This is a genomic window from Pseudonocardia bannensis, assembly GCF_012911875.1.
Lineage (GTDB): Bacteria > Actinomycetota > Actinomycetes > Mycobacteriales > Pseudonocardiaceae > Pseudonocardia > Pseudonocardia bannensis.
The window spans coordinates 1-25,555 of the sequence record NZ_JAAXKZ010000036.1 but is presented as its reverse complement, the minus strand read 5'-3'; the positions used below and the strand labels follow the sequence as shown (position 1 = coordinate 25,555).

The 25,555-nt window shown below is 71.2% G+C and carries 35 protein-coding genes; 30 read left to right on the top strand and 5 right to left on the bottom strand.

What is annotated here, in order from left to right; genetic code table 11:
* The first annotated feature begins 3 nt into the window (after positions 1-3).
* From rplP to HF519_RS12160, 19 genes are all read left to right on the top strand, one after another.
* A complete protein-coding gene (rplP, locus tag HF519_RS12250; RefSeq protein WP_169413040.1) occupies positions 4-423 on the top strand; it encodes a 50S ribosomal protein L16 in 420 nt (139 codons plus the stop codon).
* The gene (gene rpmC / locus HF519_RS12245) at positions 423-668 is read left to right on the top strand and encodes a 50S ribosomal protein L29 (RefSeq protein WP_169413039.1); all 246 of its coding nucleotides are present in this window, start codon (positions 423-425) and stop codon (positions 666-668) included. Before rplP ends, rpmC begins: the two co-directional genes overlap by 1 nt.
* Positions 665-937: a 30S ribosomal protein S17 gene (gene rpsQ, locus HF519_RS12240; protein ID WP_169413038.1), complete on the top strand. Its 273-nt coding sequence runs from the start codon at positions 665-667 to the stop codon at positions 935-937. The genes rpmC and rpsQ overlap by 4 nt, the downstream gene beginning before the upstream one ends.
* Positions 934-1,302, top strand: coding sequence for a 50S ribosomal protein L14 (rplN, locus tag HF519_RS12235; RefSeq protein WP_169413037.1), 369 nt, complete (start codon positions 934-936; stop codon positions 1,300-1,302). The genes rpsQ and rplN overlap by 4 nt, the downstream gene beginning before the upstream one ends.
* Positions 1,303-1,304: 2 nt before the next feature.
* Positions 1,305-1,619 (top strand): 50S ribosomal protein L24, encoded by a 315-nt coding sequence (gene rplX / locus HF519_RS12230; RefSeq protein WP_169413036.1) that lies wholly within the window; start codon positions 1,305-1,307, stop codon positions 1,617-1,619.
* Positions 1,619-2,188: a 50S ribosomal protein L5 gene (gene rplE / locus HF519_RS12225; RefSeq protein WP_169413035.1), complete on the top strand. Its 570-nt coding sequence runs from the start codon at positions 1,619-1,621 to the stop codon at positions 2,186-2,188. Before rplX ends, rplE begins: the two co-directional genes overlap by 1 nt.
* A gap of 6 nt (positions 2,189-2,194) precedes the next feature.
* Positions 2,195-2,380: a type Z 30S ribosomal protein S14 gene (locus tag HF519_RS12220; RefSeq protein ID WP_169413034.1), complete on the top strand. Its 186-nt coding sequence runs from the start codon at positions 2,195-2,197 to the stop codon at positions 2,378-2,380.
* A gap of 83 nt (positions 2,381-2,463) precedes the next feature.
* Entirely contained in the window at positions 2,464-2,862 is a 399-nt protein-coding gene (gene rpsH, locus HF519_RS12215) for a 30S ribosomal protein S8 (RefSeq protein ID WP_169413033.1), read from the top strand.
* 14 nt (positions 2,863-2,876) lie between these two features.
* Positions 2,877-3,413: a 50S ribosomal protein L6 gene (gene rplF, locus HF519_RS12210; protein WP_169413032.1), complete on the top strand. Its 537-nt coding sequence runs from the start codon at positions 2,877-2,879 to the stop codon at positions 3,411-3,413.
* Positions 3,413-3,820 (top strand): 50S ribosomal protein L18, encoded by a 408-nt coding sequence (rplR, locus tag HF519_RS12205; protein ID WP_169413031.1) that lies wholly within the window; start codon positions 3,413-3,415, stop codon positions 3,818-3,820. The genes rplF and rplR overlap by 1 nt, the downstream gene beginning before the upstream one ends.
* Before the next feature lie 31 nt (positions 3,821-3,851).
* Entirely contained in the window at positions 3,852-4,481 is a 630-nt protein-coding gene (gene rpsE / locus HF519_RS12200; protein ID WP_169413030.1) for a 30S ribosomal protein S5, read from the top strand.
* A 5-nt stretch (positions 4,482-4,486) separates the two neighbouring features.
* Positions 4,487-4,675, top strand: coding sequence for a 50S ribosomal protein L30 (rpmD, locus tag HF519_RS12195; protein ID WP_169413056.1), 189 nt, complete (start codon positions 4,487-4,489; stop codon positions 4,673-4,675).
* Positions 4,675-5,121 (top strand): 50S ribosomal protein L15, encoded by a 447-nt coding sequence (gene rplO / locus HF519_RS12190; protein ID WP_169413029.1) that lies wholly within the window; start codon positions 4,675-4,677, stop codon positions 5,119-5,121. The genes rpmD and rplO overlap by 1 nt, the downstream gene beginning before the upstream one ends.
* Positions 5,122-5,353: 232 nt before the next feature.
* On the top strand, positions 5,354-6,664 hold the full coding sequence (secY, locus tag HF519_RS12185; protein WP_169413028.1) for a preprotein translocase subunit SecY: 1,311 nt from the start codon (positions 5,354-5,356) through the stop codon (positions 6,662-6,664).
* Positions 6,665-6,828: 164 nt separating this feature from the next.
* Positions 6,829-7,380, top strand: coding sequence for an adenylate kinase (locus tag HF519_RS12180; protein ID WP_169413027.1), 552 nt, complete (start codon positions 6,829-6,831; stop codon positions 7,378-7,380).
* Positions 7,381-7,393: 13 nt separating this feature from the next.
* Positions 7,394-8,221: a type I methionyl aminopeptidase gene (gene map, locus HF519_RS12175; RefSeq protein WP_312860063.1), complete on the top strand. Its 828-nt coding sequence runs from the start codon at positions 7,394-7,396 to the stop codon at positions 8,219-8,221.
* A gap of 112 nt (positions 8,222-8,333) precedes the next feature.
* Positions 8,334-9,446 (top strand): Re/Si-specific NAD(P)(+) transhydrogenase subunit alpha, encoded by a 1,113-nt coding sequence (locus HF519_RS12170; protein WP_169413025.1) that lies wholly within the window; start codon positions 8,334-8,336, stop codon positions 9,444-9,446.
* On the top strand, positions 9,446-9,784 hold the full coding sequence (locus tag HF519_RS12165) for an NAD(P) transhydrogenase subunit alpha part 2 (RefSeq protein WP_169413024.1): 339 nt from the start codon (positions 9,446-9,448) through the stop codon (positions 9,782-9,784). Before HF519_RS12170 ends, HF519_RS12165 begins: the two co-directional genes overlap by 1 nt.
* Complete coding sequence (locus HF519_RS12160) at positions 9,784-11,169, top strand: NAD(P)(+) transhydrogenase (Re/Si-specific) subunit beta (RefSeq protein ID WP_169413023.1); 1,386 nt, start codon at positions 9,784-9,786, stop codon at positions 11,167-11,169. The genes HF519_RS12165 and HF519_RS12160 overlap by 1 nt, the downstream gene beginning before the upstream one ends.
* Before the next feature lie 49 nt (positions 11,170-11,218).
* On the opposite strand, the gene HF519_RS12155 is transcribed toward HF519_RS12160, so the two are convergent.
* Positions 11,219-11,401 (bottom strand): YbdD/YjiX family protein, encoded by a 183-nt coding sequence (locus HF519_RS12155; RefSeq protein WP_312860062.1) that lies wholly within the window; start codon positions 11,399-11,401, stop codon positions 11,219-11,221.
* Complete coding sequence (locus tag HF519_RS12150; protein WP_312860061.1) at positions 11,398-13,548, bottom strand: carbon starvation CstA family protein; 2,151 nt, start codon at positions 13,546-13,548, stop codon at positions 11,398-11,400. Before HF519_RS12150 ends, HF519_RS12155 begins: the two co-directional genes overlap by 4 nt.
* 275 nt (positions 13,549-13,823) lie before the next feature.
* Here HF519_RS12150 and HF519_RS32335 point away from each other — a divergent pair, with 275 nt between their 5' ends.
* Entirely contained in the window at positions 13,824-13,949 is a 126-nt protein-coding gene (locus tag HF519_RS32335) for a hypothetical protein (RefSeq protein WP_281358502.1), read from the top strand.
* A 512-nt stretch (positions 13,950-14,461) separates the two neighbouring features.
* On the opposite strand, the gene HF519_RS12145 is transcribed toward HF519_RS32335, so the two are convergent.
* Positions 14,462-15,772, bottom strand: a complete 1,311-nt coding sequence (locus HF519_RS12145; protein WP_169413022.1) for an MFS transporter — start codon at positions 15,770-15,772, stop codon at positions 14,462-14,464.
* A 423-nt stretch (positions 15,773-16,195) separates the two neighbouring features.
* On the opposite strand from HF519_RS12145, the gene infA reads away from it, so the two are divergent.
* The 9 genes from infA (at position 16,196) to eccB (ending at position 22,483) form a co-directional block, all read left to right on the top strand.
* On the top strand, positions 16,196-16,417 hold the full coding sequence (infA, locus tag HF519_RS12140; protein ID WP_028929190.1) for a translation initiation factor IF-1: 222 nt from the start codon (positions 16,196-16,198) through the stop codon (positions 16,415-16,417).
* A 25-nt stretch (positions 16,418-16,442) separates the two neighbouring features.
* A complete protein-coding gene (gene rpmJ / locus HF519_RS12135; RefSeq protein ID WP_010148647.1) occupies positions 16,443-16,556 on the top strand; it encodes a 50S ribosomal protein L36 in 114 nt (37 codons plus the stop codon).
* A gap of 179 nt (positions 16,557-16,735) precedes the next feature.
* Positions 16,736-17,116 (top strand): 30S ribosomal protein S13, encoded by a 381-nt coding sequence (gene rpsM / locus HF519_RS12130; RefSeq protein ID WP_169413021.1) that lies wholly within the window; start codon positions 16,736-16,738, stop codon positions 17,114-17,116.
* Positions 17,116-17,523, top strand: a complete 408-nt coding sequence (gene rpsK, locus HF519_RS12125; RefSeq protein WP_169383899.1) for a 30S ribosomal protein S11 — start codon at positions 17,116-17,118, stop codon at positions 17,521-17,523. The genes rpsM and rpsK overlap by 1 nt, the downstream gene beginning before the upstream one ends.
* Before the next feature lie 17 nt (positions 17,524-17,540).
* A complete protein-coding gene (gene rpsD, locus HF519_RS12120) occupies positions 17,541-18,146 on the top strand; it encodes a 30S ribosomal protein S4 (protein ID WP_169413020.1) in 606 nt (201 codons plus the stop codon).
* Positions 18,147-18,239: 93 nt separating this feature from the next.
* Positions 18,240-19,283 (top strand): DNA-directed RNA polymerase subunit alpha, encoded by a 1,044-nt coding sequence (locus tag HF519_RS12115; RefSeq protein ID WP_169413019.1) that lies wholly within the window; start codon positions 18,240-18,242, stop codon positions 19,281-19,283.
* Between the two features lie 2 nt (positions 19,284-19,285).
* Positions 19,286-20,026, top strand: a complete 741-nt coding sequence (gene rplQ, locus HF519_RS12110) for a 50S ribosomal protein L17, sunset domain variant (protein WP_169413018.1) — start codon at positions 19,286-19,288, stop codon at positions 20,024-20,026.
* 101 nt (positions 20,027-20,127) lie between these two features.
* On the top strand, positions 20,128-20,907 hold the full coding sequence (truA, locus tag HF519_RS12105) for a tRNA pseudouridine(38-40) synthase TruA (RefSeq protein WP_312860064.1): 780 nt from the start codon (positions 20,128-20,130) through the stop codon (positions 20,905-20,907).
* A 142-nt stretch (positions 20,908-21,049) separates the two neighbouring features.
* Positions 21,050-22,483 (top strand): type VII secretion protein EccB, encoded by a 1,434-nt coding sequence (gene eccB, locus HF519_RS12100; protein ID WP_169413017.1) that lies wholly within the window; start codon positions 21,050-21,052, stop codon positions 22,481-22,483.
* Here eccB and mycP read toward each other — a convergent pair.
* Positions 22,443-23,528 carry a type VII secretion-associated serine protease mycosin gene (mycP, locus tag HF519_RS12095; RefSeq protein ID WP_211169912.1) on the bottom strand — a complete coding sequence of 362 codons (1,086 nt, stop codon included), beginning with the start codon at positions 23,526-23,528 and terminating at the stop codon, positions 22,443-22,445. The genes eccB and mycP overlap by 41 nt on opposite strands.
* A gap of 188 nt (positions 23,529-23,716) precedes the next feature.
* Positions 23,717-25,150 carry a type VII secretion integral membrane protein EccD gene (gene eccD, locus HF519_RS12090; protein WP_169413015.1) on the bottom strand — a complete coding sequence of 478 codons (1,434 nt, stop codon included), beginning with the start codon at positions 25,148-25,150 and terminating at the stop codon, positions 23,717-23,719.
* 137 nt (positions 25,151-25,287) lie between these two features.
* Between eccD and HF519_RS12085 the strand changes: the two genes are divergently transcribed.
* A partial coding sequence (locus HF519_RS12085; RefSeq protein WP_169413014.1) for a hypothetical protein occupies positions 25,288-25,555 on the top strand: 268 nt, incomplete at its 3' end.

The window sequence follows — 25,555 nt, the reverse complement described above, 5'->3', positions numbered from 1 at the left end:
GTCATGCTGATCCCGCGCAGGGTCAAGCACCGCAAGCAGCACCGGCCGCACCGCACCGGTATGGCCTCGGGTGGCACCCGGGTCACCTTCGGTGACTTCGGCATCCAGGCCCTGGAGCCGGCCTACGTGACGAACCGGCAGATCGAGTCCGCCCGTATCGCCATCAACCGGCACATCCGCCGTGGCGGCAAGGTGTGGATCAATGTGTTCCCGGACCGGCCGCTGACCAAGAAGCCGGCGGAGACCCGGATGGGTTCCGGTAAGGGTTCGCCGGAGAAGTGGGTGACCAACGTGAAGCCCGGCCGGGTGCTCTTCGAGATGAGCTACCCGAACGAGCAGACCGCTCGCGAGGCGCTCCGTCGCGCCATCCACAAGCTGCCGATGAAGTGCCGGATCGTGACCCGTGAGGGTGGTGACATCTGATGGCACGCACCGCAGGCACCACGGCCGCGGAGCTGCGTGAGCTGACCGACGAGGAGCTCGTGCAGCGGGTGCGGGAGCTGAAGGAGGAGCTGTTCAACCTCCGCTTCCAGATGGCGACCGGGCAGCTGGACAACAACCGGCGGCTGCGGACCGTCCGGCACGAGATCGCGCGGGTGTACACCGTGATGCGCGAGCGCGAGCTGGGTCTGTCCGCGGCGCCGATCGAGGACGAGGGCGCGGCATGAGCGAGAAGCAGGCCGAGCAGCGCGGCGAGCGGAAGGTCCGCGAGGGACTGGTCGTGTCCGACAAGATGGACAAGACGATCGTGGTCTCTCTCGAGGACCGGGTGAAGCACCCGCTGTACGGCAAGGTCATCCGGCGGACGAGCAAGGTGAAGGCGCACGACGAGGCCAACACGGCCGGCATCGGCGACCGGGTCCGGCTGATGGAGACCCGACCGCTGTCGGCGACGAAGCGCTGGCGGCTGGTCGAGATCCTGGAGAAGGCGAAGTGATCCAGCAGGAGTCGCGGCTGCGCGTCGCCGACAACACCGGTGCCAAGGAGATCCTGTGCATCCGGGTGCTGGGCGGTTCGGCGCGGCGCTATGCGGGGATCGGCGACATCATCGTGGCAACGGTGAAGGAAGCCATCCCGGGTGCCGGGGTGAAGCGCGGTGACGTGGTCAAGGCCGTCATCGTGCGCACCGTCAAGGAGAAGCGTCGTCCGGACGGCAGCTACATCCGGTTCGACGAGAACGCCGCCGTGCTGATCAAGCCGGACGGCGAGCCGCGGGGGACCCGCATCTTCGGCCCGGTCGGTCGCGAGCTGCGCGACAAGCGGTTCATGAAGATCATCTCCCTCGCGCCGGAGGTGTTGTGAGCATGAAGGTCAAGAAGGGCGACACCGTTCTGGTGATCGCCGGCAAGGACAAGGGCGCCAAGGGCAAGGTCATCCAGGCCTACCCGACCCGTGACCGAGTCCTGGTCGAGGGCGTGAACCGGATCAAGAAGCACACCCGGGTCAGCCAGAACCAGCGGGGCGCGCAGTCCGGCGGGATCGTCACCCAGGAGGCGCCGATCAACGTCTCCAACGTGATGCTGATCGACGCGGACGGCAAGCCGACCCGCGTGGGTTACAAGATCACCGAGGACGGCAAGAAGGTCCGGATCTCCAAGCGTTCCGGGAAGGAGATCTGATGAGCGCGCCGACGCAGGAGAAGGTCGCGCCGCGGCTCAAGCTTCGCTACCGCGAGGAGATCCGCGAGCAGCTCCGCGAGGAGTTCAGCTACTCGAACGTCATGCAGATCCCGGGCGTGGTCAAGGTCGTCGTGAACATGGGTGTCGGCGAGGCCGCTCGCGACTCCAAGCTCATCGACGGCGCGGTCCGGGACCTGGCCACCATCACCGGTCAGAAGCCGCAGGTCCGGCGGGCGACCAAGTCCATCGCGCAGTTCAAGCTGCGCGAGGGCATGCCGATCGGCGCCAAGGTCACCCTGCGCAACGATCGGATGTGGGAGTTCCTGGACCGGCTGCTGACGATCGCGCTGCCGCGTATCCGCGACTTCCGTGGCCTGTCCCCGAACCAGTTCGACGGCCGGGGCAACTACACGTTCGGCCTGAACGAGCAGTCGATGTTCCACGAGATCGACCCGGACAGCATCGACCGCCCGCGCGGCATGGACATCACGGTCGTGACCACCGCGACCACCGACGAGGAAGGCCGGGCGTTGCTGCGCCGGCTGGGCTTCCCCTTCAAGGAGAGCTGACCCGCCATGGCGAAGAAGTCGCTGATCATCAAGGCGGCCAAGAAGCCGAAGTTCGCCGTGCGCGGCTACACCCGCTGCCAGAAGTGCGGGCGTCCCCGCGCCGTCCTGCGCAAGTTCGGGCTGTGCCGTGTCTGCGTGCGCCAGATGGCGCACGCAGGTGAGCTGCCCGGCGTGAGCAAGAGCTCCTGGTAAGTGCCGCCTCCGGCACACGCACCTAGTGCATCTATCGCCACAGGCCCCTCGGGGAACCAGGGCGGGAAAGTGACGACGTCACCATGACGATGACCGATCCGATCGCAGACATGCTCACACGTCTGCGCAACGCGAACTCGGCTTACCACGACCAGGTCGTGATGCCGCACTCCAAGCTGAAGGTGGCGATCGCCGAGATCCTTCAGAAGGAGGGCTACATCGCCTCGCACCGCACCGAGGACGCCGAGGTCGGCAAGTCCCTGGTGATCGAGCTGAAGTACGGGCGTAACCGGGAGCGCAGCATCGCGGGTCTGCGCCGGGTCTCCAAGCCCGGCCTGCGGGTCTACGCGAAGTCCACCAACCTGCCGCGGGTCCTCGGTGGCCTCGGCGTCGCGATCATCTCGACGTCGACCGGTCTGCTGACCGACAAGCAGGCGAACCGCAACGGCGTGGGCGGGGAAGTCCTCGCCTACGTCTGGTGAGAGGGGAGTAGACGATGTCCCGTATCGGGAAGCTGCCGATCCCCGTTCCGTCCGGCGTCGACGTGGCCATCGAGGGCCGCACGGTGACCGTGAAGGGGCCGAAGGGCACCCTGTCGCACACCGTGATCGAGCCGATCACCGTCGCGCGCGAGGACGGCGTCATCGTCGTCGGGCGCCCGGACGACGAGCGCAAGACAAAGGCCTTCCACGGCCTGTCGCGCACGCTGGTCAACAACCTCGTGGTGGGTGTGACCGCCGGTTACGAGAAGAAGATGGAGATCCACGGCGTCGGCTACCGCGTCGCGCTGAAGGGCTCCAACCTCGAGTTCGCGCTCGGCTTCAGCCACCCGGTCGTGATCGAGGCTCCGGAGGGCATCACCTTCACGGTGGAGACGCCGACCAGGTTCTCGGTCTCCGGCATCGACAAGCAGTTGGTCGGCGAGGTCGCCGCCAACATCCGGAAGCTGCGCAAGCCCGACCCGTACAAGGGTAAGGGTGTGCGTTACGCCGGCGAGGTGATCCGGCGCAAGGTCGGAAAGACGGGTAAGTGATGGCCGAGACCACAACGACCGCCGCCGCCAAGAAGCGGGCCGGCTCGAAGGTGTCGCAGCAGCGCCGCATCGGGCGGGCGCAACGGCACTTCCGGCTGCGCAAGAAGGTCCACGGCAGTGCCGAGCGGCCTCGCCTGGCCGTCCACCGCAGCTCGCGGCACGTCTTCGTGCAGCTGATCGACGACCTGGCCGGTCACACGCTGGCCTCGGCGTCGACGATGGAGGCCGACGTCCGCGCGCTGGACGGCGACAAGAAGGCTCGCGCCGCCAAGGTCGGCGAGCTGATCGCCGCCCGGGGCCGCGAGGCCGGCGTGACGGCCGTCGTGTTCGACCGGGGTGGCTACGAGTACCACGGCCGTATCGCGGCGCTGGCCGACGCCGCTCGCGAGGGCGGGCTGGAGTTCTGATGATGATTGAGAAGATGGAAGGGAACGTCTGATGCCGGGACGTACACGGCGTGACGGCGGAGGGCCTGGTGGCGAGCGCAGCGGCGACCGCCGGGACCGCCGGGACGGAGGCCGTGGCGGGGCGGCCCAGGACAAGACCCCGTACATCGAGCGACTGGTCACCATCAACCGCGTGGCCAAGGTCGTCAAGGGTGGTCGGCGCTTCAGCTTCACAGCGCTGATGATCGTCGGTGACGGCGACGGCCTGGTCGGCGTCGGCTACGGCAAGGCCAAGGAGGTGCCGGCCGCGATCGCCAAGGGCGTGGAGGAGGCGAAGAAGAACTTCTTCCGCGTCCCCCGCATCGGCGGCACGATCGTGCACCGCGTGCAGGGTGAGGCCGCTGCGGGCGTGGTGCTGCTGCGCCCGGCCAGCCCCGGTACCGGTGTCATCGCCGGTGGTCCGGTGCGTGCGGTGCTGGAGTGCGCCGGAATCCACGATGTGCTCTCGAAGTCGCTGGGTAGCGACAACGCGATCAACATCGTGCACGCGACCGTCGCCGCGCTGAAGCAGATCCAGCGTCCGGAGGAGGTGGCCGCTCGCCGTGGCCTGCCTCTCGAGGACGTCGCGTCGGCCCAGATGCTGCGTGCCCGTGCGGCCGCGGCACAGGGCGCGAGGGCGTGAGCGCGATGGCAGAGAAGCTGAAGATCACCCAGGTCCGTAGCTCGATCGGCCGCAAGCAGAACCAGCGGGCGACCCTGCACTCCCTCGGGCTGCGCAAGATCCGCCAGTCCGTGGAGCGGGACGACACCCCGCAGATCCGCGGCATGATCAACACCGTGCGGCACCTCGTGACGGTGGAGGAGGTCGGCTCCTGATGAGCGCCATCAAGATCCACCACCTGCGTCCGGCACCCGGGGCCAAGACCGAGAAGACCCGGGTCGGCCGCGGTGAGGGCAGCAAGGGCAAGACCGCCGGTCGCGGTACGAAGGGCACCAAGGCCCGGAAGAACGTGCCGGCCGCCTTCGAGGGCGGGCAGATGCCGCTGCACATGCGGCTGCCCAAGCTCAAGGGCTTCAAGAACCGGTTCCGGGTGGAGTACCAGGTCGTGAACGTCGGCGACCTCGCGCGGCTCTTCCCCGAGGGCGGGACGGTCGGTCCGGACGAGCTGATCGCGATCGGTGCGGTCCGGCGCAACCAGCCCGTCAAGGTGCTCGGCAACGGCGAGATCAACGGGGTCAGCCTGACGGTGAGCGCACACGCGTTCTCCGGCAGCGCCCGCGAGAAGATCACCGCCGCCGGCGGTTCCGTCACCGAGCTGTAAGTCCGAGGCGCCGTCCGCATTCCTGCCCTGTGGTAACACCCGGGGCGGGCGTGCGGGCGGCGTCGTCGCTGTTAGAGTCTTTTCCGCGTTCGGTTTCTCCACGGGGCCGGCGCGGGCGCCGGACGGGCGCAGGCGGTGCTGGTCGCGCCGGGCCCGTCCGCCGGGAGCCGGGCATGCCGGCTCCCGCGTGTTCTCCACGGACGGTGCCCACTCAGTACAGGAGGATCCCCGAGTGCTCAGCGCGTTCCGGTCGGCACTGGCCACGCCCGACCTCCGGAAGAAGATCCTCTTCACGCTCGGCATCGTCGCGATCTATCGTCTCGGTGCCAACATCCCCTCGCCCGGTGTCTCCTACCCGAACGTCCAGGAATGCATCCGGCAGGTCGAGGGCGGGGACAACGCCGGCGTCTACTCGCTGATCAACCTGTTCTCCGGCGGGGCGCTGCTCCAGTTGTCGATCCTGGCGCTGGGGATCATGCCCTACATCACGGCCAGCATCATCGTGCAGTTGCTCACCGTCGTCATCCCGCGGTTCGAGCAACTGAAGAAGGAAGGGCAGTCGGGTCAGAACAAGCTGACCCAGTACACCCGCTACCTCACCATCGCGCTGGCCATCCTGCAGGCGACCGGAATCGTCGCGCTCGCCGACCGGGGGCAGCTGTTCGGCAACTGCACACTGCCGATCATTCCCGACTCCGGCATCTTCTCGCTGACCATCATCGTGATCGTGATGACCGCCGGTACGGCCGTCGTCATGTGGTTGGGCGAGCAGGTCACCGAACGCGGCATCGGCAACGGCATGTCGCTGCTGATCTTCGCCTCCATCGCGCACCGGATCCCGGCCGAGGGCAAGAACATCCTCGACAACTCGGGTCCGCTCGTGTTCGCCGGTGTCTGCTTCTTCGGCCTGGCCATCATCGCGAGCGTCGTGTTCGTCGAGCAGGGGCAACGCCGGATCCCGGTGCAGTACGCCAAGCGCATGGTCGGCCGTCGCATGTACGGCGGTACCTCGACCTACCTGCCGCTGAAGGTGAACCAGGCCGGCGTCATCCCGGTCATCTTCGGTAGCTCGCTGCTGTACCTGCCCGACCTGATCGCGCGGCTCGCCGGGAACGAGGACGGAGCCTTCCAGGCGTTCGTCCGCACCTATCTGGTCGATCAGTCGAATTGGCTGCACATTCTCCTGTACATCGGCCTGATCATCTTCTTCACGTACTTCTACGTCGGCATCACGTTCAACCCCGATGAGCGCGCCGACGAGATGAAGAAGTTCGGTGGCTTCATCCCCGGCATCCGACCCGGTCGCCCGACGGCGGAGTACCTGAACTACGTGCTCTCCCGCATCACGCTGCCCGGATCGCTGTACCTGGGCATCATCGCGGTGCTGCCGAACTTCTTCCTCGGTATCACCGGCAGCGGGCAGAACCAGAACTTCCCGTTCGGCGGTACCGCTGTGCTGATCATGGTCGGGGTCGGGCTGGACACGGTGAAGCAGATCGAGAGCCAGCTCATGCAGCGCAACTATGAAGGGTTCCTGCGTTAGGGTGAAGCCGACAGTCCTGCGACGCGGTGTGAGGTCGCCCGCGAGGACACCCCGGCCCTCCGACCGGAAGGCCGACGTCGGCTGCCGCACAGTAGCGTTGCGGCGGTATCAGCGTTTGACATCAGCTTTGACACGAGCACAGAGCAGCAGGGAGGTCGCGTCGCGTGCGACTCGTTCTGGTCGGTCCGCCAGGTGCGGGCAAGGGAACCCAGGCGGAGCGGTTGGCCGAGCGGCTGGACGTCCCGCACATCTCCACCGGTGACCTCTTCCGCGCGAACCTGCGCGATGAGACCCCGCTGGGTGTCGAGGCGAAGCGGTACATGGACGCCGGGGAGCTCGTCCCCGACGAGGTGACCGTCGGCATGGTCCGGGACCGGCTCGCCGACCCGGATGCGGCCAAGGGCTTCATCCTCGACGGCTTTCCGCGGACCGCGGCGCAGGCCGAGGCGCTGGCCGCCCTGCTCGCCGAGAACGGCACCGAGCTCGACGCGGTCGTCGAGTTCGCCGTGTCCGACGACGTCGTGGTTCAGCGGCTGCTCGGGCGGGGCCGCTCCGACGACACCGAGGACGTGATCCGCCGGCGCCAGGAGGTGTACCGCCAGGACACCACCCCGCTGCTCGACTTCTACAGCGACCGGCTGGTCAGCGTGGATGCCGTCGGCTCGGTCGAGGAGATCACCGACCGGGTCACGGACGCGCTGCGCGACAGGCGATGACGGGAGCGCAGCTGTGAACCGTGGCCGGCGGGGTGTCCGCGGGGCCCTGGCCCGGCTGCGCGGACGCGACATCGAGATCAAGTCCCGTGGCGAGCTGGAGGCCATGCGGGCCGCCGGTGCGCTGGTGGCCGCCACGCTGAAGGCGGTGACCGAGTTGGCGCGGCCGGGGGTGAGCACGGCGGAGCTCGACGCGCTCGCCGAGCAGACCATCCGTGACGCCGGAGCCGTGCCGTCCTTCCTCGGCTACCACGGCTACCCGGCGAGCATCTGCGCCTCGGTCAACGAGCAGATCGTGCACGGCATCCCGTCGGCTGGTCAGATCCTCGCTGAAGGGGACCTCATCTCGGTCGACTGCGGCGCGATCCTGGAGGGCTGGCACGGCGACGCGGCCGTCACGATCCCGATCGGGACCGTGTCGGCCGCCGACCTGGCGCTGTCCGCGGCCTGCGAGGAGGCGCTGTACGCCGGCATCGCGGCCGTGCAGGCCGGGGCCAGGCTGTCCGACATCTCGCACGCCGTGCAGGTCTCGTGCGAGAAGTCGGCCCATCGCGACCGCGCCGACTACGGCATCGTCGCGGAGTACGGCGGGCACGGCATCGGGAGTTCCATGCACATGGACCCGTTCCTGCCCAACTTCGGCGATCCCGGTCAGGGCCCGCGGCTCAAGCCCGGGATGGCGCTCGCCGTCGAGCCGATGCTCACGGCGGGCGACCCCGAGACCCGCGAGCTCTCCGACGGCTGGACCGTCGTCACGGCCGACGGTAGCCGGGCCGTGCACTGGGAGCACAGCGTGGCCGTCACCGAGGACGGTCCCTGGCTGCTCACCGCCCCGGCCGACTGACCTCGGCCGCACGTCGCGGGCGGTTACTGGTAGTACGCATGTACTGCCAGACAGTGATCAAGGCCTCGCGGTGGAGGGCCCCGAGACGGCTCCGCTGGTCTAAGTTCCCCCCATGAATGCAGAAGCCGAAGCGCAGCGCCCCACCTCGGTGGGTGTGCCCCGCGAGTCCGGTGAGGATGAGCGTCGCGTCGCGCTGGTGCCGAAGGTCGTGGAGAAGCTGGTCGGCCGCGGTGTTCAGGTCGTGGTCGAGGCGGGAGCCGGGCTGGGAGCGTTGATTCCCGACGAGCTGTACACCGCCGCGGGTGCGAGCATCGGAGATCCGTGGGACTCCGAGGTCGTTGTGAAGGTCGCGCCGCCGTCGGCCGAGGAGATCGGCCGGCTGCGCCGGGGAGCGACGATGATCGGGTTCCTGGCTCCGCTCACCGCTCCGGAGACGATCGTGGCCCTTCGCTCGGCGGGGGTGCAGGCGTTCGCGATGGAGTCGATCCCGCGGATCTCGCGCGCCCAGTCGATGGACGCGCTGTCGTCGCAGGCGAACGTGGCGGGCTACAAGGCGGTGCTGCTGGCCGCCGACCGCTCGACCCGGTTCTTCCCGATGCTGACCACCGCCGCGGGCACGGTGAAGCCGGCGACCGCCCTGGTGCTGGGCGTCGGGGTGGCCGGTCTCCAGGCGCTGGCGACCGCCAAGCGGCTCGGCGCGCGGACGACGGGCTACGACGTGCGCCCGGAGGTGGCCGACCAGGTGCGGTCGCTGGGGGCGCAGTGGCTGGACCTGGGCATCGACGCGGCGGGCGAGGGCGGCTATGCCCGGGAGCTGACCGACGACGAGCGCGCGGAGCAGCAGAAGCGGCTGGAAGAGGCGATCACCGGGTTCGACGTGGTGATCACGACGGCGCTGGTCCCCGGGCGCAAGGCCCCGACGCTGGTGACCGCGGAGGCCGTCAGGGGCATGCGGCCGGGCAGCGTGGTCGTCGACCTGGCCGGCGAGGCGGGCGGCAACTGCGAGCTGACCGAGCCGGGCGAGATCGTGGTCAAACACGACGTGACGATCGCGTCGCCGCTGAACCTGCCGGCCACGATGCCCGAGCACGCGAGCGAGCTGTACGCGCGCAACGTCTCGGCGTTGCTGGAACTGATGCTCGACGAGGACGGGGCGCTGGCCCCGAACTTCGACGACGAGGTGCTCGCCAAGTCCTGCGTGACGCGTGAAGGGAAGGACGCCTGATGGAGACCGGACTGCTGGCCAACCTCGCGATCCTGGTGCTGGCCGGGTTCGTGGGCTTCGCGGTGATCTCGAAGGTGCCCAACACGCTGCACACGCCGCTGATGTCGGGTACGAACGCGATCCACGGGATCGTTCTGCTGGGCGGGCTGATCGTGCTCGGTCACGCGGAGAACCCGTCGCTCGTGGACCAGATCATCCTGGTCGTCGCGATCACGTTCGGCATGATCAACGTGGTCGGTGGTTTCCTGGTGACCGACCGGATGCTGGCCATGTTCAAGTCCAAGCCCGAGCCGCCGGCGGCGGACAAGGTCTCGGCCGACGGAAAGGTCGAGGGCTGATGGCCACGCTGATCCCTATCCTCTACATCGTCGCCTTCTCGCTGTTCATCTACGGCCTGATGGGCCTGACCGGGCCCAAGACCGCGGTGCGGGGCAACCACATCGCCGCGGTCGGCATGGTCGTCGCGGTGGTGGCGACGCTGCTCATGCCGGGTACGCACAACTGGCTGCTGATCATCCTCGGCCTGGTGCTCGGAACCCTGCTCGGTGTGCCCTCGGCCCGCCAGGTCAAGATGACCGCGATGCCGCAGATGGTGGCGCTGTTCAACGGCGTCGGCGGTGGGGCGGTCGCGCTGATCGCGTGGTCGGAGTTCCGCATGACCGCCGGCTTCACCGACGAGCCGGCGTACGTGGTCATCGCGTCGCTGTTCGCGGCGATCATCGGTTCGGTGTCGTTCTGGGGCTCGCTGATCGCGTTCGGCAAGCTGCAGGAGATCCTGCCCGGCCGTCCGATGGGCCTGGGGAAGGCGCAGCAGGTGGTCAACGCCGTGCTGCTGATCGGCGCCGTCGTGTGCGCCGTGATGGCCGGGATGGGCGGGGCGTCCGAGCTCTGGATCATCGGCCTGCTCCTGGTCGCCGCGGTCCTCGGCGTCATGGTCGTGCTGCCGATCGGCGGTGCCGACATGCCGGTCGTCATCTCGCTGCTCAACGCGCTGACCGGGCTCTCGGCGGCTGCCGCCGGCCTCGCGCTGGACAACACCGCGATGATCGTCGCAGGCATGATCGTCGGTGCCTCCGGTTCGATCCTGACCAACCTGATGGCCAAGGCGATGAACCGGTCGATCCCGGCGATCGTGGCCGGCGGGTTCGGTGGCGGCGGGACGCTGCCGGGCGCCGAGGACGGCGTCGAGCGCACCGTGAAGTCGACCAGCGCGGCGGACGCGGCCATCCAGATGGCCTACGCGTCGCAGGTCATCGTGGTGCCCGGTTACGGAATGGCCGTCGCGCAGGCCCAGCACGCGGTCAAGGACATGGCCAAGCTGCTCGAGGCCAAGGGCGTCGAGGTCAAGTACGCCATCCACCCGGTGGCCGGCCGCATGCCCGGGCACATGAACGTGCTGCTCGCCGAGGCCGACGTCCCCTACGACGCGCTCAAGGAGATGGACGAGGTCAACGACGAGTTCTCCCGCACCGACGTCACGCTGGTGATCGGGGCGAACGACGTCACCAACCCGGCGGCGCGCAACGACCCGTCCTCGCCGATCCACGGGATGCCGATCCTGAATGTCGACGAGTCGAAGTCGGTCATCGTCCTCAAGCGCTCGATGAGCAGCGGCTTCGCCGGCATCGACAACCCGCTGTTCTACGCCGACCGGACGTCGATGCTGTTCGGTGACGCGAAGAAGTCGGTCGTCGAGGTGACCGAGGAGCTCAAGGCGCTGTAGTGGCGCCAGGCGGGTCCGGCGAGCCACGTGGCTCGCCGGACCCGCTCGGTCAGCAGCAGCGGCTGCCCGGCCGGGCATCGGCGCGGTCGATGCGGCGCCGCTCGAACTCCCGCCTCGACAGCGGCGGCGTGCCGGCGTGCTCCCGGGCGTGCCGCTCGAGGTAGCGGTCGTACTGCGTCTCGCCGGTGAGCTCCCGCAGGTACCAGCGCACGCCGTTCCAGAGCCGGGTCACGATCGCTCACCGGCCGCCGCGAGCGCCCGCTTCTCCTCCGCCGTGGGGATCAGCCCGGCCGGTGCCACGATCTGCGAGGGCACCGCGGGTGCCTCCGTGCTGGGCAGAGGCTCCGGTGAGGTCAGCGCGCGGTACCAGACCAGCATCGCGTTGCCGACCACGATGATGACCAGCGAGGCGAACAGCGCCGCCAGGACGCCGTCGACCGTGGAGTTGGTGATCACGGCCTGCATCTCGCCGAGGTTCTTGGCCGGGGCGAGCACCTCGCCGCGTTCCAGCGCTGCGGCGAACTTCTCCCGCTGGGCGAAGAAGCCCAACTTCGGGTCGGCCGAGAACACCTTCTGGTAGCTGGCGGTGAGCGTGACCGCCACGTCCCAGGCCAGCGGGATCCCGGTGACCCAGGCGTAGCGCGCCCGGCCCGTCTTGATCAGCAGCGTGGTGCAGACCGTCAGGGCGATCGCCGCGAGCAACTGGTTGGCGATGCCGAACAGCGGGAAGAGCTGGTTGATCCCGCCGAGCGGGTCGGTGACGCCGGCGTAGAGGAAGTAGCCCCATGCGCCGACGACGGCCGCGCTCGTGATCCACAGGCCCGGCTTCCAGTTCACGTCGCCCATCGGCTTGTACACGTTGCCGAGGGTGTCCTGGAGCATGTAGCGCCCGACCCGGGTGCCGGCGTCCACCGTGGTGAGGATGAACAGCGCCTCGAACATGATCGCGAAGTGGTACCAGAACGCCCGCAGGGCGTCACCGCCGAAGGTTCCGGAGAAGATCTCCGACATGCCGACGGCGAGGGTCGGTGCGCCGCCCGTGCGCGCGACCAGCGTGCTCTCCTGCACGGCGGCGGCCGCGCCCGCCAGCGCCTCCGGCGTGATCGAGAACCCGAGGTTGTTGACCGCCGCCGAGGCCGACTCGACGGTGTTGCCGAGCAGGCCGGCGGGCGCGTTCATCGCGAAGTACAACCCGGGATCGATCACCGACGCGGCGATCAGGGCCATGACCGCCACGAAGGACTCCATGAGCATGGCGCCGTAGCCGATGAGCCGGACCTGCGACTCCTTCTCGATCATCTTGGGCGTGGTGCCCGAGGCGATGAGCGCGTGGAAGCCGGACAGGGCGCCGCAGGCGATCGTGATGAACACGAACGGGAACAGCGACCCGGCGAACACCGGACCGTTGCCGGAGAACGCGAAATCGGTGAACGCCTCGATCTTCAGCACCGGGTTCGTGACGATGACCCCGACGGCCAGCAGCACGATCGTGCCGATCTTCATGAACGTCGACAGGTAGTCCCGTGGCGCGAGCAGCATCCATACCGGCAGGACCGACGCGGCGAAGCCGTAGATGACCAGGCAGATCACCAGGGTGCGCGGGTCGAGGGTGAACACGCCGGCCCAGCTCGACTCCTGCACCCAGCCACCGGCGACGATGGCCAGCAGCAGCAGTGCGACGCCGATGAAACTGGTCTCGACGACCTGGCCGGGGCGCAGCACCCGCATGTAGAAGCCCATGAACAGCGCGATCGGGATCGTCATCGCGATGGAGAACGTGCCCCACGGCGACTTCGCGAGCGCGTTGACGACGACGAGCGCGAGCACCGCGAGCAGGATGATCATGATGGTGAACACGGCGAACAACGCGGCCGCCCCGCCGACCGGGCCGATCTCGTCGCGCGCCATCTGGCCGAGGCTCTTCCCGTCGCGGCGCATCGAGAAGAACAGGGTGACCATGTCCTGCACGGCGCCGGCGAAGATGACCCCGACGATGATCCAGATCGTGCCGGGCAGGTAGCCCATCTGCGCGGCGAGCACCGGACCGACCAGCGGACCGGCGCCCGCGATCGCGGCGAAGTGGTGACCGAAGAGCACGCGGCGATCGGTGGGCTGGTAGTCGATGCCGTTGTCGAGCCGCTCGGCGGGCGTCGCGCGGGAGTCGTCGACCTGCAGGACCTTCCGGGCGATCCAGCGCGCGTAGAAGCGGTAGGCGATGGCGTACGAACCGAGCGCGGCCGCCACCAACCAGATCGCGGAGATCTCCTCCCCGCGGGAGAGGGCGAGCACCCCCCACGCCACCGCTCCGATGATCGCCACCGTGCTCCAGATGAGCACGGACCGGGGATTGATCCGCGGCCGTGCCTCGAGGACGTTCACGACGAGCCTCCCCGGGTCGCCGCGCCGCCGTCGCTCAGTCGGCGCGATCGCTGCGCGCCCTGGTGTACCGATGTCGTCAGCATCAGCTCTCCTTGCACCGTCCGCGGCGCCCTCGCCGCGGTTCCGTGGTCTCGTTGCCGACCCGAGCCGCCCGGTTTACGCCGATCTCCATGATTCTCGCCGCCAGGCGACCACGGACACCACCGTCGGGGTCTGCGTAGCCTCCCGCTGCGCGAGCCCGCGCGCAGGGTGAGGCGGGCGAGAAGAGGTGGCCGATGGACGAACCGGCCGCCACTGTCGTATTCGTCGCGCTTCTCGGCGGCACCTCGCTGCCGGCGTTCTCGGCACGCTGGTTCCACCGCCGCGACGCGCTCCCCGACCTCGGGCGCCGGCCGACCTGAGTCCGATCCTGTTCCTGCTGCTGCCGAGACTGTGGTCCGCAGCGCGACGATGCCCTGAGCACGAGGTCCGGATCGCGCGGTCGGTGTCGCTGCTCGCGAAGGCGGCCGCGCTCGCCTCAACCTGTCCGTCGCGACCGTGGCGACGCCCGTGCTGGACCGGTGGGGTGCGAGCCGCGGACATCGCCCCTCCGCGGTCGCCCGATGATGAAGGACTCCGGCACCGCCACCCCCCGCGCCGTGGCTCCGCGCGGGCCGGTCGAGAGGCTCGACCGCGAGCGGCTGGTGTGCACGCCGGCCCCGCCGCCTACCGGCGGGCGAGTTCGGGCCGGCGGCGTCGTCATCGCCGCTGCCGGTCGGTCCTGGCGATCCTCGCCGCGCTGGTCTTTGCCGCCGCCGGGCTGTGGGCGCTGAGCCGGGCCGACCCGAACACGCACGTGATCTTCTCCGACCCCCGCCCGTGCCCACCGGCCCCGGCTCGATCGCCTCGGTCAGCCCTCCCGCCGAGGCGCCGGTCAGCTCGTGGTGACCGGCGCGGGGTCGTCCGCGGGACGGGCGTCGAGCGGGTTCGCGATCTCATCGCGCGGCAGCCGCCAGCCGAGGATCGCGGCCACCGCGAGGAAGACGGGGACGACGCCCACCAGCACGAACGTGATCGGGATGCCGAGCCGTTCACCGACCGGTCCGGCCAGCGCCATCGACACCGGCATCAGCGCGAGCGAGACGAAGAAGTCCAGGCTCGAGATCCGGCCGAGCAGATGCGGCGGGACCCTCCGCTGCAGCAACGTCCCCCAGATGACCATCCCCGCCGCGCCCGTGAACCCCACCACGAAGAGCGCGACGGCCATCACCCAGAGCTCACGGGTGAGCCCGAGCACGGCCAGCGGTGCGGCACCCGCGCCCCACAGCAGGAGTATCGCCGTCAGGTAGCGCCGTGGCAGCCGCCACCAGGACACGAGGAGCGAGCCGAGCGCAGCACCCACCCCGTACGAGGCCAGGACGAGCGCGAATCCGCTCGCGCCACCGCCCGTCCGGTCGCGGACGGCGAACGGGAGAAGTACCTCGATCGGGCCTGTGATCACCAGTACGTACACCGTGGCGAAGGCGAGCGAGGCGAAGAGCCAGCCGGTCCGGAAGAGGTAGGCGAAGCCTTCGCCGAGGTCGAGCAGCACGGTGCTCCCGCCGGCCGGGGCCGGTGCGGGCAGGGGCCGCATCGCGGCCAGCGCGACGAGGGCGGCCGTGTACATCCCGCCCGCCAGCAGGAGGGCGACACCCGGGAGGAACGCACCGACCAGCACCCCGGCGAGGGCCGGGCCGAGGGCCTGCTGGGCGATCGGACGCAGGGTGCCCTCGACGCCGTTCGCGGCCAGCAGCTCGTCCGCCGGGAGCAACGTCGGCAGCAGGGCGGAGTAGGCGGGGAAGAAGAACGCCTCGGCCGCGCCGATGACGAAGGCGGCCACGGCCAGGTGCCAGAGCTCCAGCAGGCCGACGACCGCGAGCAGGCCCGCGGCCGTGGCCGAGAGGATCCGGACACCCTCGACGGCCATCAGCAGGGCGCGCCGGGGCAACCGGTCGGCCGCGACCCCGCCGATGAGCGCGCTGGCCAGCAGCCCCAGGCTGGACGCGGCCGCGACGATCGACAGTTCGGACGGCCCGCCGCCGAGGTCGATCACCTGCCAGACGATCGCGACCAGCCACAGGCCGCTGGCGAACAACGACGCGGCCAGGGACGCGGCCAGGTACCGGTACTCGCGATGGCGGAAGGGACGGAGCGGACGGGGCAACCGGCGGCCGGCGTCCACGGTCCCGGCTGGTCGTTCGGTCATCACCGCTCCACGGAACTACCTGTACCGGGGTCGAGGTCAAGGCGCCGGCCACGCTAGCCGGACCGGTGTCCGGGTGGCGCGTGAATTAGCGCGGCCGGTGGCGGTGCCGCCGGACGGCGGGCATCATGGAGGACGTGGGGCCGCACGCTCCGGGGTGTGGCCCGAGGGTCTGCGCGCCGAGCCCGTAGGGATCGGTGGCGGATTCGTGCTCGACCGAGTTGCCGTGTCGGCGGAGCGCTGACCGGCTGGATCGTGTACCCCATGTGCGGTCACTCGCGCAACGGACGTACACTGGTGATTCGGCGCGCTTCACGGCGCCGGTTCCGTCGTGCCTCCCGCACCTCCGGTCCCGGTGGCGACGCGTGCCCGGAAAGATCGAACAGCACGATTCGTCGAACGAACCTGTCACGGAACGCGGAGGACATGGCCAAGAAAGACGGGGCGATCGAGGTCGAGGGCCGGGTCGTCGAACCCCTGCCGAACGCGATGTTCCGCGTCGAGTTGGAGAACGGGCACCGGGTCCTGGCTCACATCAGCGGGAAGATGCGGCAGCACTACATCAGGATCCTCCCCGAGGACCGGGTGGTGGTGGAGCTGTCTCCGTACGACCTGACCCGCGGCCGCATCGTCTACCGCTACAAGTGACCGACCTCAACCAGAAGGCACAGGCGTGAAGGTCCAGCCGAGCGTCAAGAAGATCTGCGACAAGTGCAAGGTGATCCGCCGTCACGGGCGGGTCATGGTGATCTGCGAGAACCTGCGCCACAAGCAGCGCCAGGGCTGATCACCCGCACTTCCTCGCGGGCCTCAGGCACGCAGCAACACAGAGGAACTCAGCGCACCTGCCGTGCCACACGGGCGCGGCCCGCCCCCGGACCAGGCCGGGGCCTCCGATCCTCGAGTCGGTTCGGAGGACGGGCGCTGAGCAGACCTGGGCGAACAGAACAAGGAGAACACCGCCGCATGGCACGACTCGCCGGCGTCGACCTCCCCCGCGAGAAGCGGATGGAGATCGCGCTCACCTACATCTACGGGATCGGCCGGTCCCGTTCGAAGGAGATCCTCGACGCCACCGGGATCAGCGCCGACCTGCGCTCCCGCGACCTGAGCGACGAGGACCTCGCGAAGCTCCGCGAGTACATCGAGAACAACATGCGCGTCGAGGGCGACCTGCGCCGTGAGGTGCAGGCCGACATCCGACGCAAGATCGAGATCGGCTGCTACCAGGGCCTGCGCCACCGCCGTGGCCTGCCGGTGCGCGGCCAGCGGACCAAGACCAACGCCCGCAGCCGCAAGGGACCGAAGAAGACGGTCGCCGGCAAGAAGAAGGCAGGTAAGAAGTAATGCCGCCCCGCACTCGCGCCGGCGCCGGCCCCAAGAAGGTCCGGCGCAAGGAGAAGAAGAACGTCGCGCACGGCCACGCGCACATCAAGAGCACCTTCAACAACACCATCGTGTCGATCACCGACCCGAACGGTGCCGTGATCGCGTGGGCCTCCGCCGGCCACGTCGGTTTCAAGGGCTCGCGCAAGTCGACGCCGTTCGCCGCGCAGATGGCCGCGGAGAACGCCGCCCGCAAGGCCGCCGAGCACGGCATGAAGAAGGTCGACGTGTTCGTGAAGGGCCCGGGCTCCGGCCGGGAGACCGCGATCCGTTCGCTGCAGGCCGCCGGCCTCGAGGTCGGCACGATCTCCGACGTCACCCCGCAGCCGCACAACGGCTGCCGTCCGCCCAAGCGGCGCCGGGTCTAGGGGAGGGAGAACCAGAGATGGCTCGTTACACCGGACCCATGACCCGCAAGTCCCGCCGGCTGAAGGTCGACCTCGTCGGCGGCGACCAGGCGTTCGAGCGCCGTCCTTACCCGCCCGGCCAGCACGGCCGGATCCGGATCAAGGAGACCGAGTACCTCCTGCAGATGCAGGAGAAGCAGAAGGCCCGTTTCGCGTACGGCGTGCTGGAGAAGCAGTTCCGCCGCTACTACGAAGAGGCCAACCGTCGCCAGGGCAAGACCGGTGACAACCTGCTGCAGATCCTCGAGTCGCGGCTGGACAACGTCGTGTACCGGGCGGGCCTCGCCCGGACCCGGCGGATGGCCCGCCAGCTGGTCAACCACGGCCACTTCCTGGTCAACGGCCAGAAGGTGGACATCCCCAGCTTCCGCGTCTCGCAGTACGACGTGATCGACGTGAAGCCGAAGTCGCTGAACACCGATCCGTTCATCATCGCCAAGGAGCTCGTGGGCGACCGCCCGGTTCCGGCGTGGCTGCAGGTCGTTCCCTCGACCCTGCGCATCCTGGTCCACCAGCTGCCCGAGCGGGCCCAGATCGACACCCAGGTCACCGAGCAGCTGATCGTCGAGCTCTACTCCAAGTAGTGGTTCGACACCCCCGGCGCCGCAGGGAGGCGCCGGGGGTTTCTCCGTGGCGTCAAATAGCGGTCGTCACGGGCCTGAAGGAGGCAACATCCCATGCTGATTTCTCAGCGCCCCACTCTCACCGAGGACTCGGTCACCGAGACCCGTTCCCGGTTCGTCATCGAGCCGCTCGAGCCCGGCTTCGGCTACACGCTCGGCAACTCGCTGCGCCGGACCCTGCTGTCCTCGATCCCCGGGGCGGCGGTGACCAGCATCCGCATCGACGGCGTGCTGCACGAGTTCACCACCGTGCCGGGTGTCAAGGAGGACGTCACCGACATCATCCTCAACCTCAAGGAGCTCGTCGTCAGCTCCGAGGAGGACGAGCCGGTGACCATGTACCTGCGCAAGCAGGGCCCCGGCCCGGTCACCGCGGGTGACATCGTTCCCCCGGCCGGTGTCACCGTGCACAACCCGGACCTGCACATCGCGACGCTGAACGACAAGGGCCGGCTCGAGGTCGAGCTCGTCGTCGAGCGGGGTCGCGGCTACGTGCCGGCCATGCAGAACAAGGCCACCGGCGCCGAGATCGGCCGCATCCCGGTCGACTCGATCTACTCGCCGGTGCTCAAGGTGACCTACAAGGTGGAGGCCACCCGCGTCGAGCAGCGCACCGACTTCGACAAGCTGGTGCTCGACGTGGAGACCAAGCCCTCGATCACCCCGCGGGACGCGCTGGCCTCGGCCGGCAAGACCCTGGTCGAGCTGTTCGGCCTGGCCCGCGAGCTGAACGTGGACGCCGAGGGCATCGAGATCGGCCCGTCGCCGCAGGAGGCCGACACCATCGCGGCCTTCGCGATGCCGATCGAGGAGCTGGACCTCACCGTCCGCTCCTACAACTGCCTCAAGCGCGAGGGCATCCACACGGTGGGTGAGCTGGTCGGCCGCAGTGAGGCCGACCTGCTGGACATCCGCAACTTCGGCGCCAAGTCGATCGACGAGGTCAAGATGAAGCTCGTCGGCCTCGGCCTGGCCCTCAAGGACAGCCCGCCCGGATTCGACCCGTCGGCCGCGGCCGCCGAGTACGGCTCCGACGGGTTCGACCCCGACAACTTCGGGGACGACGGCCAGGACTACGCAGAAACGGAGCAGCTGTAGCCATGCCTCAGCCCACCAAGGGGCCCCGCCTCGGCGGCTCACCCGCGCACCAGCGGCTGATGCTGGCGAACCTGGCGACGGCGCTGTTCGAGCACGGCCGGATCACCACGACCGAGGCGAAGGCGCGCCGGCTCCGTCCGTACGCCGAGCGGCTGATCACCAAGGCGAAGCGCGGCGACCTGCACAACCGCCGCGAGATCCAGAAGGTGATCCGCGACAAGACCGTCGTGCACCGGCTGCTCGCCGACATCGGCCCGTTCTTCGCCGACCGCAACGGCGGTTACACGCGGATCACCAAGACACTGCCGCGCAAGGGCGACAACGCCCCCATGGCAGTGATCGAGCTGGTCTCGCAGAAGACGGTCACCGACGAGGCCGAGCGTGCTCGCCGGGTCGCCGCGTCGCAGGCCGCCAGCACCCCGGTCGAGGAGAAGGCGGAGGCGGCCCCGGTCGCCGACACCGAGGCGGCCCCGGCTGCCGACACCGTGACCGAGGAGAGCACCTCCACCGCGGACGCGCCGTACGGCGAGGGCAGCCACGCCCCGCTGGCCGATGCGTCCGAGGCCCCGGAGGGCTTCCCGATCAAGGGCAACGAGGACTCGAAGCTGTACCACGTCCCCGGTTCGTCGCACTACGACCGCACCGTGGCCGAGGTCTGGTTCGCCACCCCGGAGGCCGCCGAGGCCGCCGGGTTCGAGCTGCCCGCGTCGCAGCGCGCGGAGTCGTCCGAGGACAACTCCTGACGCACCCGCACCACCCGAGCGAGCCCGCCGTCCGTCCGGACGGCGGGCTCGCTGCTGTCGGTACCGCCCCGGACGTCGACCGGGCGCGCCACCGGCTCGAGATCTCCTACGACGGCACCGACTTCTCCGGGTGGGCGATGCAGCCGGGGTTGCGCACGGTGTGCGGTGTGCTCACCGACGCGCTGTCGACGGTGCTGCGCAGGCCGGTCGCGCTGACCGTGGCGGGCCGGACCGACGCCGGGGTGCACGCCACGGGCCAGGTCGCACACGCCGACCTGCCCGCGGACCTGGACACCGCGTGGACGGTGCGCCGGCTGGCCCGGCTGCTGCCCCCGGACGTGCGGGTGCGGGCCGTGACTGCGGTACCGGCCGCGTTCGACGCCCGCTTCTCCGCGCTGCGCCGGCACTACCGTTACCGGGTGGCCACCGCCGTGCACGGCGCCGATCCACTGCGGGCCCGCGACACCGTCTCCTGGCCGCACCCGCTCGACCTCGACGCCGTCAACGCCGCGTCGGCGGGGCTGCTCGGTGAGCACGACTTCGCCGCGTTCTGCCGCCGCCGGGAGGGCGCGACGACGGTGCGCGAGCTGCAGCGGCTGTCCTGGAGCCGCGGCGAGGACGGGGTGGTCGTCGCCGAGGTTTCGGCCGACGCCTTCTGCCACTCGATGGTGCGCAGCCTCGTCGGCGCGCTGCTCGACGTCGGCCGTGGCCGCCGGGCCGTCGAGTGGCCCGCGAGCCTGCTGACCCGCACCGAGCGAGCGAACGACGTCGCCGTGGCGCCCGCCCACGGGCTCACCCTCGTCGGCGTCGACTACCCGCCCGACGACGAGCTGGCCGCCCGGGCGGACATCACCCGCAACGTGCGCCTCCCGCAGGCCTGACGACAGCCTTCTCCGCCACGAACGGCACTTCGTTCACATGGGTTCGAGCGAAAGTGCCGTTCGTGAGCGCGGGCGTGGTGCCGGCGGGGTGGGTTTGGTCAATTCGGCTCGGGGGCGCGGGTGGTTGGCTAGCGTGCGGTGGGTGCCTCGTGCTCCGGCCACTCGTGACCAGGTCGACGCCTACCGGTTCGGGCTGCGCCGGCTGGAGGCCGCGCTCGTGCGTGGCGACCCGGTTCCGCTGCACGAACAGATCCGGTCGCAACGCCGCGCCGCGATGGCCGGCGTCCTGCTCGGTCTGCTCGCGCTCGGCGGGGTCGCCGTCTACGCGCTGGTCGTGCCCCGACCGGACTGGACGCGCCAGGCGCTCGTGGTCGGCGGTTCCTCCGGGGCGATGTACGCGGTGGCGCACGATCCCGACCGGCTGGTGCCGGTCGCGAACCTGGCCGCCGGCCGGTTGGTGCTGGGCGCGCTGGGGGCCGCCGGGTCCGGGGCGGATCCGGCGGTGCCCGTCGTGGTGCCCGACGACGACCTGGCACGTGCCCCGCGGACCGCGACCGCGTTCGTTCCCGGGGCGGTGGCCGTCCACCCGGAGGGCCCCGGCATCGCGCCCCGCTGGGCCGTCTGCGACGAGGTCGATCCCGAAGGCCGGGCCCGGCTCGTCGGTACCACGGTCGTCGGCGGTGCGGCCGAGGCGGCACCGGCGCCGTCGGACACCGGGGTGCTGCTGGCGGTGCCCGGTGGCGACACCTACGTCGTGGTCGACGGCCGGCGCCACCGGGTGGACCCGGACGATCGCCCCGTGCTCGCGGCCCTCGGTCTCGCCGGGCGGTCGCCCCGGCCGGCGAGTCCGGGACTGGTCTCGGGTATCCCCGAGGGGCCGCCCCTGGCCACCCCGACACTCCGGCCCGGGCGAGCCCCGGCGGGCGTGCCGGGCGGAATCGGCGACGTCCTGACCACGACCACCGCCGGTGGCGCCACCCGCTCGTTCCTGGTGCTGGCCGGAGGTCTCCAGGAGGTCCCGGCACTCGCCGCCCAGGTGCTGACCGCCGCGGGCGGCGCCGGACCGGTCCCGGTCGGACCCGCCGTCGTCGCCGCGACGCCGCTGCTCGACGAGCTGGACCTCACCGGCTGGCCGTCCGGCCCGGCCCGGTGGGCGGAGCCGCCGGACGCGCCGGTCGTGTGCTGGACCTGGTCGGCCGGAGCCGAGCCCGGTGTGTCGGTGCTGGTCGGGGACCGCCCACCGGCGCCCGCCGACGCCAGGCCCGTCGCGCTCGCACAGGCCGACGGAGCGGGTGAGCGCGCCGACACCGTGCTGCTCGCCCCCGGCGGGGGCGGACCGGTACGCGCCACCGTCCCGGGACAGCCCGCGGGCACCGGACCACTGTGGCTGGTCTCGGCGACCGGGGTCGGCCACGGCGTGCCCGACGACGCCTCGGCCGCCGCCCTCGGCATCACCCGGTCCGATCCGGCCCCAGAGACGGCCCTGCGGCTGCTCCCGACCGGGCCGGCGCTCGACGTGGCGGACGCCGCACGGGTCATCGATGTGGTCGACCCGCCGGGGAGCGGCGGGGGCTGATCCGCAGCCGTCGGGCGGCCAGCACCACCGCGCCGAGCAGTACCACCACTGCGAGCGCGGCGGGCGCGCCCATCGGGGTGCCGGTGGCGGCGGGCCGGGCCCCGGGCAGCGCGGCCGTCGGGCGTTCCACCGGCGGGTCCGCGGGCAATCGCAGCGGCTCGGCCGTCAGCGCGGCCACCGGATCGAGGACACCGTGGCCGACCGCCGGATCGGGACCCGCGGGGCGCCGCGCGGTCGCCAGGATCCGATCGGCCACCTCCCGGGCCGTCAGCCGGGGAAACCGTTCGCGCAGCAACGCGGCCACACCCGCGACCCACGGGGTGGCGAAGCTGGTGCCCTGCACGTCCGGGCTCGTGAGCCCGCGGCCGACGGCGAGCGAGCGCAGTCCGGTGCCGGGCGCGGCCAGGTCGACCCACGGGCCGGGCACCGAGAACCGGGCCGCGGTGCCGTCCGGTTCGGCCGCGGCCACCGTCAGCACATCCGGCCCGTACCAACCCGGCAGCGACACCTCCTCGACGTCCTCCCCGGTGCATCCGCCGGTGCCGATGTTCCCGGCCGCGGCGACCACGACGACGTCCGCCTCGACCGCGAAGCGCAGCGCGGCCTGCAGCGATCGCCCGGCCACCGCCGCTCGGTCCGCCGGTAGGCACGCCGCCTCGGAGATGTTGACGACGGTCGCGCCCTGCCGGACCGCGAGCACGATCGCTTCGGCGAGCGTGTCGGTGTCACCTGCCGGGCGCCGTGCCCCGCCCGGCCCCGGCACGGTGAACAGCGCGCTGGACTGCCGGATGGAGAGGACCTCGGCGCCCGGTGCGACCCCGACGAAACCGTCGGCGGGATCGGGGGCCGCGGCGAGCAGCCCCGCGACCGCGGTGCCGTGCCCGTCGCAGTCGTCCAGGCCGTCGGTCCCTTCCAGGAAGTCCCCGCCGCCGCGCAGCCGCCCGGCCAGCCTCTGATGCGGCGACACCCCGGTGTCGATCACGGCGATGCGCTGGCCGGCGCCGGTGGCGAGCGCGTGCACGGCATCGAGAGGCCGGACAGGCACGGGCGGGCCGGAACCGGGCCGGGACCCGGGGACGTCGGTGGCGACGCATCTGCCGGGCCCGTGCAACCCGGGGGCCGGGCCGGGCGTGCGACCCGCGGGCGGGGAGCCCTGGACCGGCGGTGGGGTGGGAGCGACCTGCGCGGCGGGGACGAGTGCGAGCGTCAGGACCAGCGCCACCGACGCAGCCTTCACAGCCCGCGTACCAGCTCGTACAGCCCCATGGCCCCCAGGGCCAGCGGGATCGCGAGCGCCACCAGCACGACCTCGAGCACGTCCACGGCGCGACGGGCCACCGGCGACCCGACCCGGTCCCCGCGGTGGACCAGCAGCGCCGCTGTGAGCAGCAGGGCGAGTGCGCCGGCCACCCGCCCGACCGGCCCCGCGGCGCCGGCGGCCGGTACCAGCGTGCCGATCCCGGCGACGAGACCGGAGACCAGTAGGGCGCGGGCCGGCACCGGGTCGACGAAGCCGCGGGCCCGCAGCAGCAGCACCGCGACGGTGACCACGGCGAACGCGGCCCCCGCCCATCCCGGCTGCGCCGCCGCCAGCACCGCAGCGGCGCCTGCGACGACAGCGCAGCCACCGGTCGTCCCGGCCAGCAGTCCGCGCGCCAGGTCGGCGCGCTCGGCCAGTTCGCCGGGCGGCAGCAGGTCGCCCGCGGTGTCCGCGGCCACGAGCTCAGCCGCGTCGGTGGGGACCTCCGGGCGCGGCAGCCCGGCCAGCCGCAACGCGCACCGCGGCAGCATCGGCCCCACCGCGAGCGCAGCGGCGCCCAGCCCGGCGGCCAGCGCGCCCAGCGGCACGTCGAACCAGAGCCGCAGCAGCGCTGCTAAGCCGGTGGCGACTGCGAGGACGACCGCCCCGACCAGTGCCGGGGCGACCACCCGCAACGCTGCCTGGCCCACCGCCGCCGCCGTGCCGGCCGCAGCCGCCGCCAGCAGCAGGTGCGCCGCGCCGGGGGCGCCGGGCAGGGCGGCCCAGCCGGCGGCGGCGGCCGGTGGCAGGGCGGCGAGCGCGGCCGTCAGCGCGGCGGCGAGGTCGCCGTCCGGCTGCGGGCCCGGCCCCGGGCCGTCCGGCGCCACCCGTCCTGCCCTACGCGCGGTGTACAGCAGTGCCGCCGTGGCGCTCGCCGCCCCGAGCACCACGGCCGACGCCACGACGAGTGGCCCCGCCGCAGCCGTCCCGCGCACCCCGGCGATCAGTCCGGCTGCGGCGCCCGCGAGCACGAGCACCGCGCCGGATCCGAGCCGGCGGTCCACGATGCCGCCGGGGGCGCGGGCCCGCGCTCCGACGGCCGCGGCCAGCGCGTCCACCGGGTCGTCGAACACGGGGGCGGGTGGCGGCGGGGCGGCCGGGCCGATCCGCAGCAGCTCCCCGTCGAGCACCCCGAGCCCGGCCAGCGTGGCCTCCGCCGGCAGCGGACCCCCGGCCGGACCGCTCAGCCGCCAGGGCACGGGGCGGTGTCCCGCCGCCGAGCGGGCGGGTTCGTCGATCAGTTCGAGCACCATCGGCACCAGCTCCCCGAGCGGGACGTCGACGGGCAGCGCGAGGTCCACCCGGCTGCGCGGCGCGAGCACGGTCAGCCGGCAGTAGGCCCCGCCGGGGCCAGCGGACGCCTGCATCTCGGTGCTCCCCTCGGGTTCTGCCAAACGGCCTCGGCGGGCCGGACGGGCTGCCTAGTATCGCCACGCCCGCGCCACCGCCGGGGCCGTTTCGGTGATTCCCGGGCTCGCCCGGGCGAGGTGAGAAGGGAGCGCCGGTGACCACAGTCGGGGTCCCTCGATCGCGCCGCACGCTGCCGCGCACGCCCGGCGGCGAGCTCACCCTGGAGCCGCCACCGGAGCCCGAGCGAATCGTCCCGGCCGGTGTGCTGGCCCGGTTGCTGCCCATGGTGATGCTGGCCGGTTCGGTCGGGTTCATCGCCGTGCTCGGGCCGCAGAATCCGACGTCGTGGCTGTTCGGCGGCATGTTCGCGATCTCGACCCTGGGCATGGTGCTGAGCGGGGCGGGTGGGCGCGGCGGGGCGA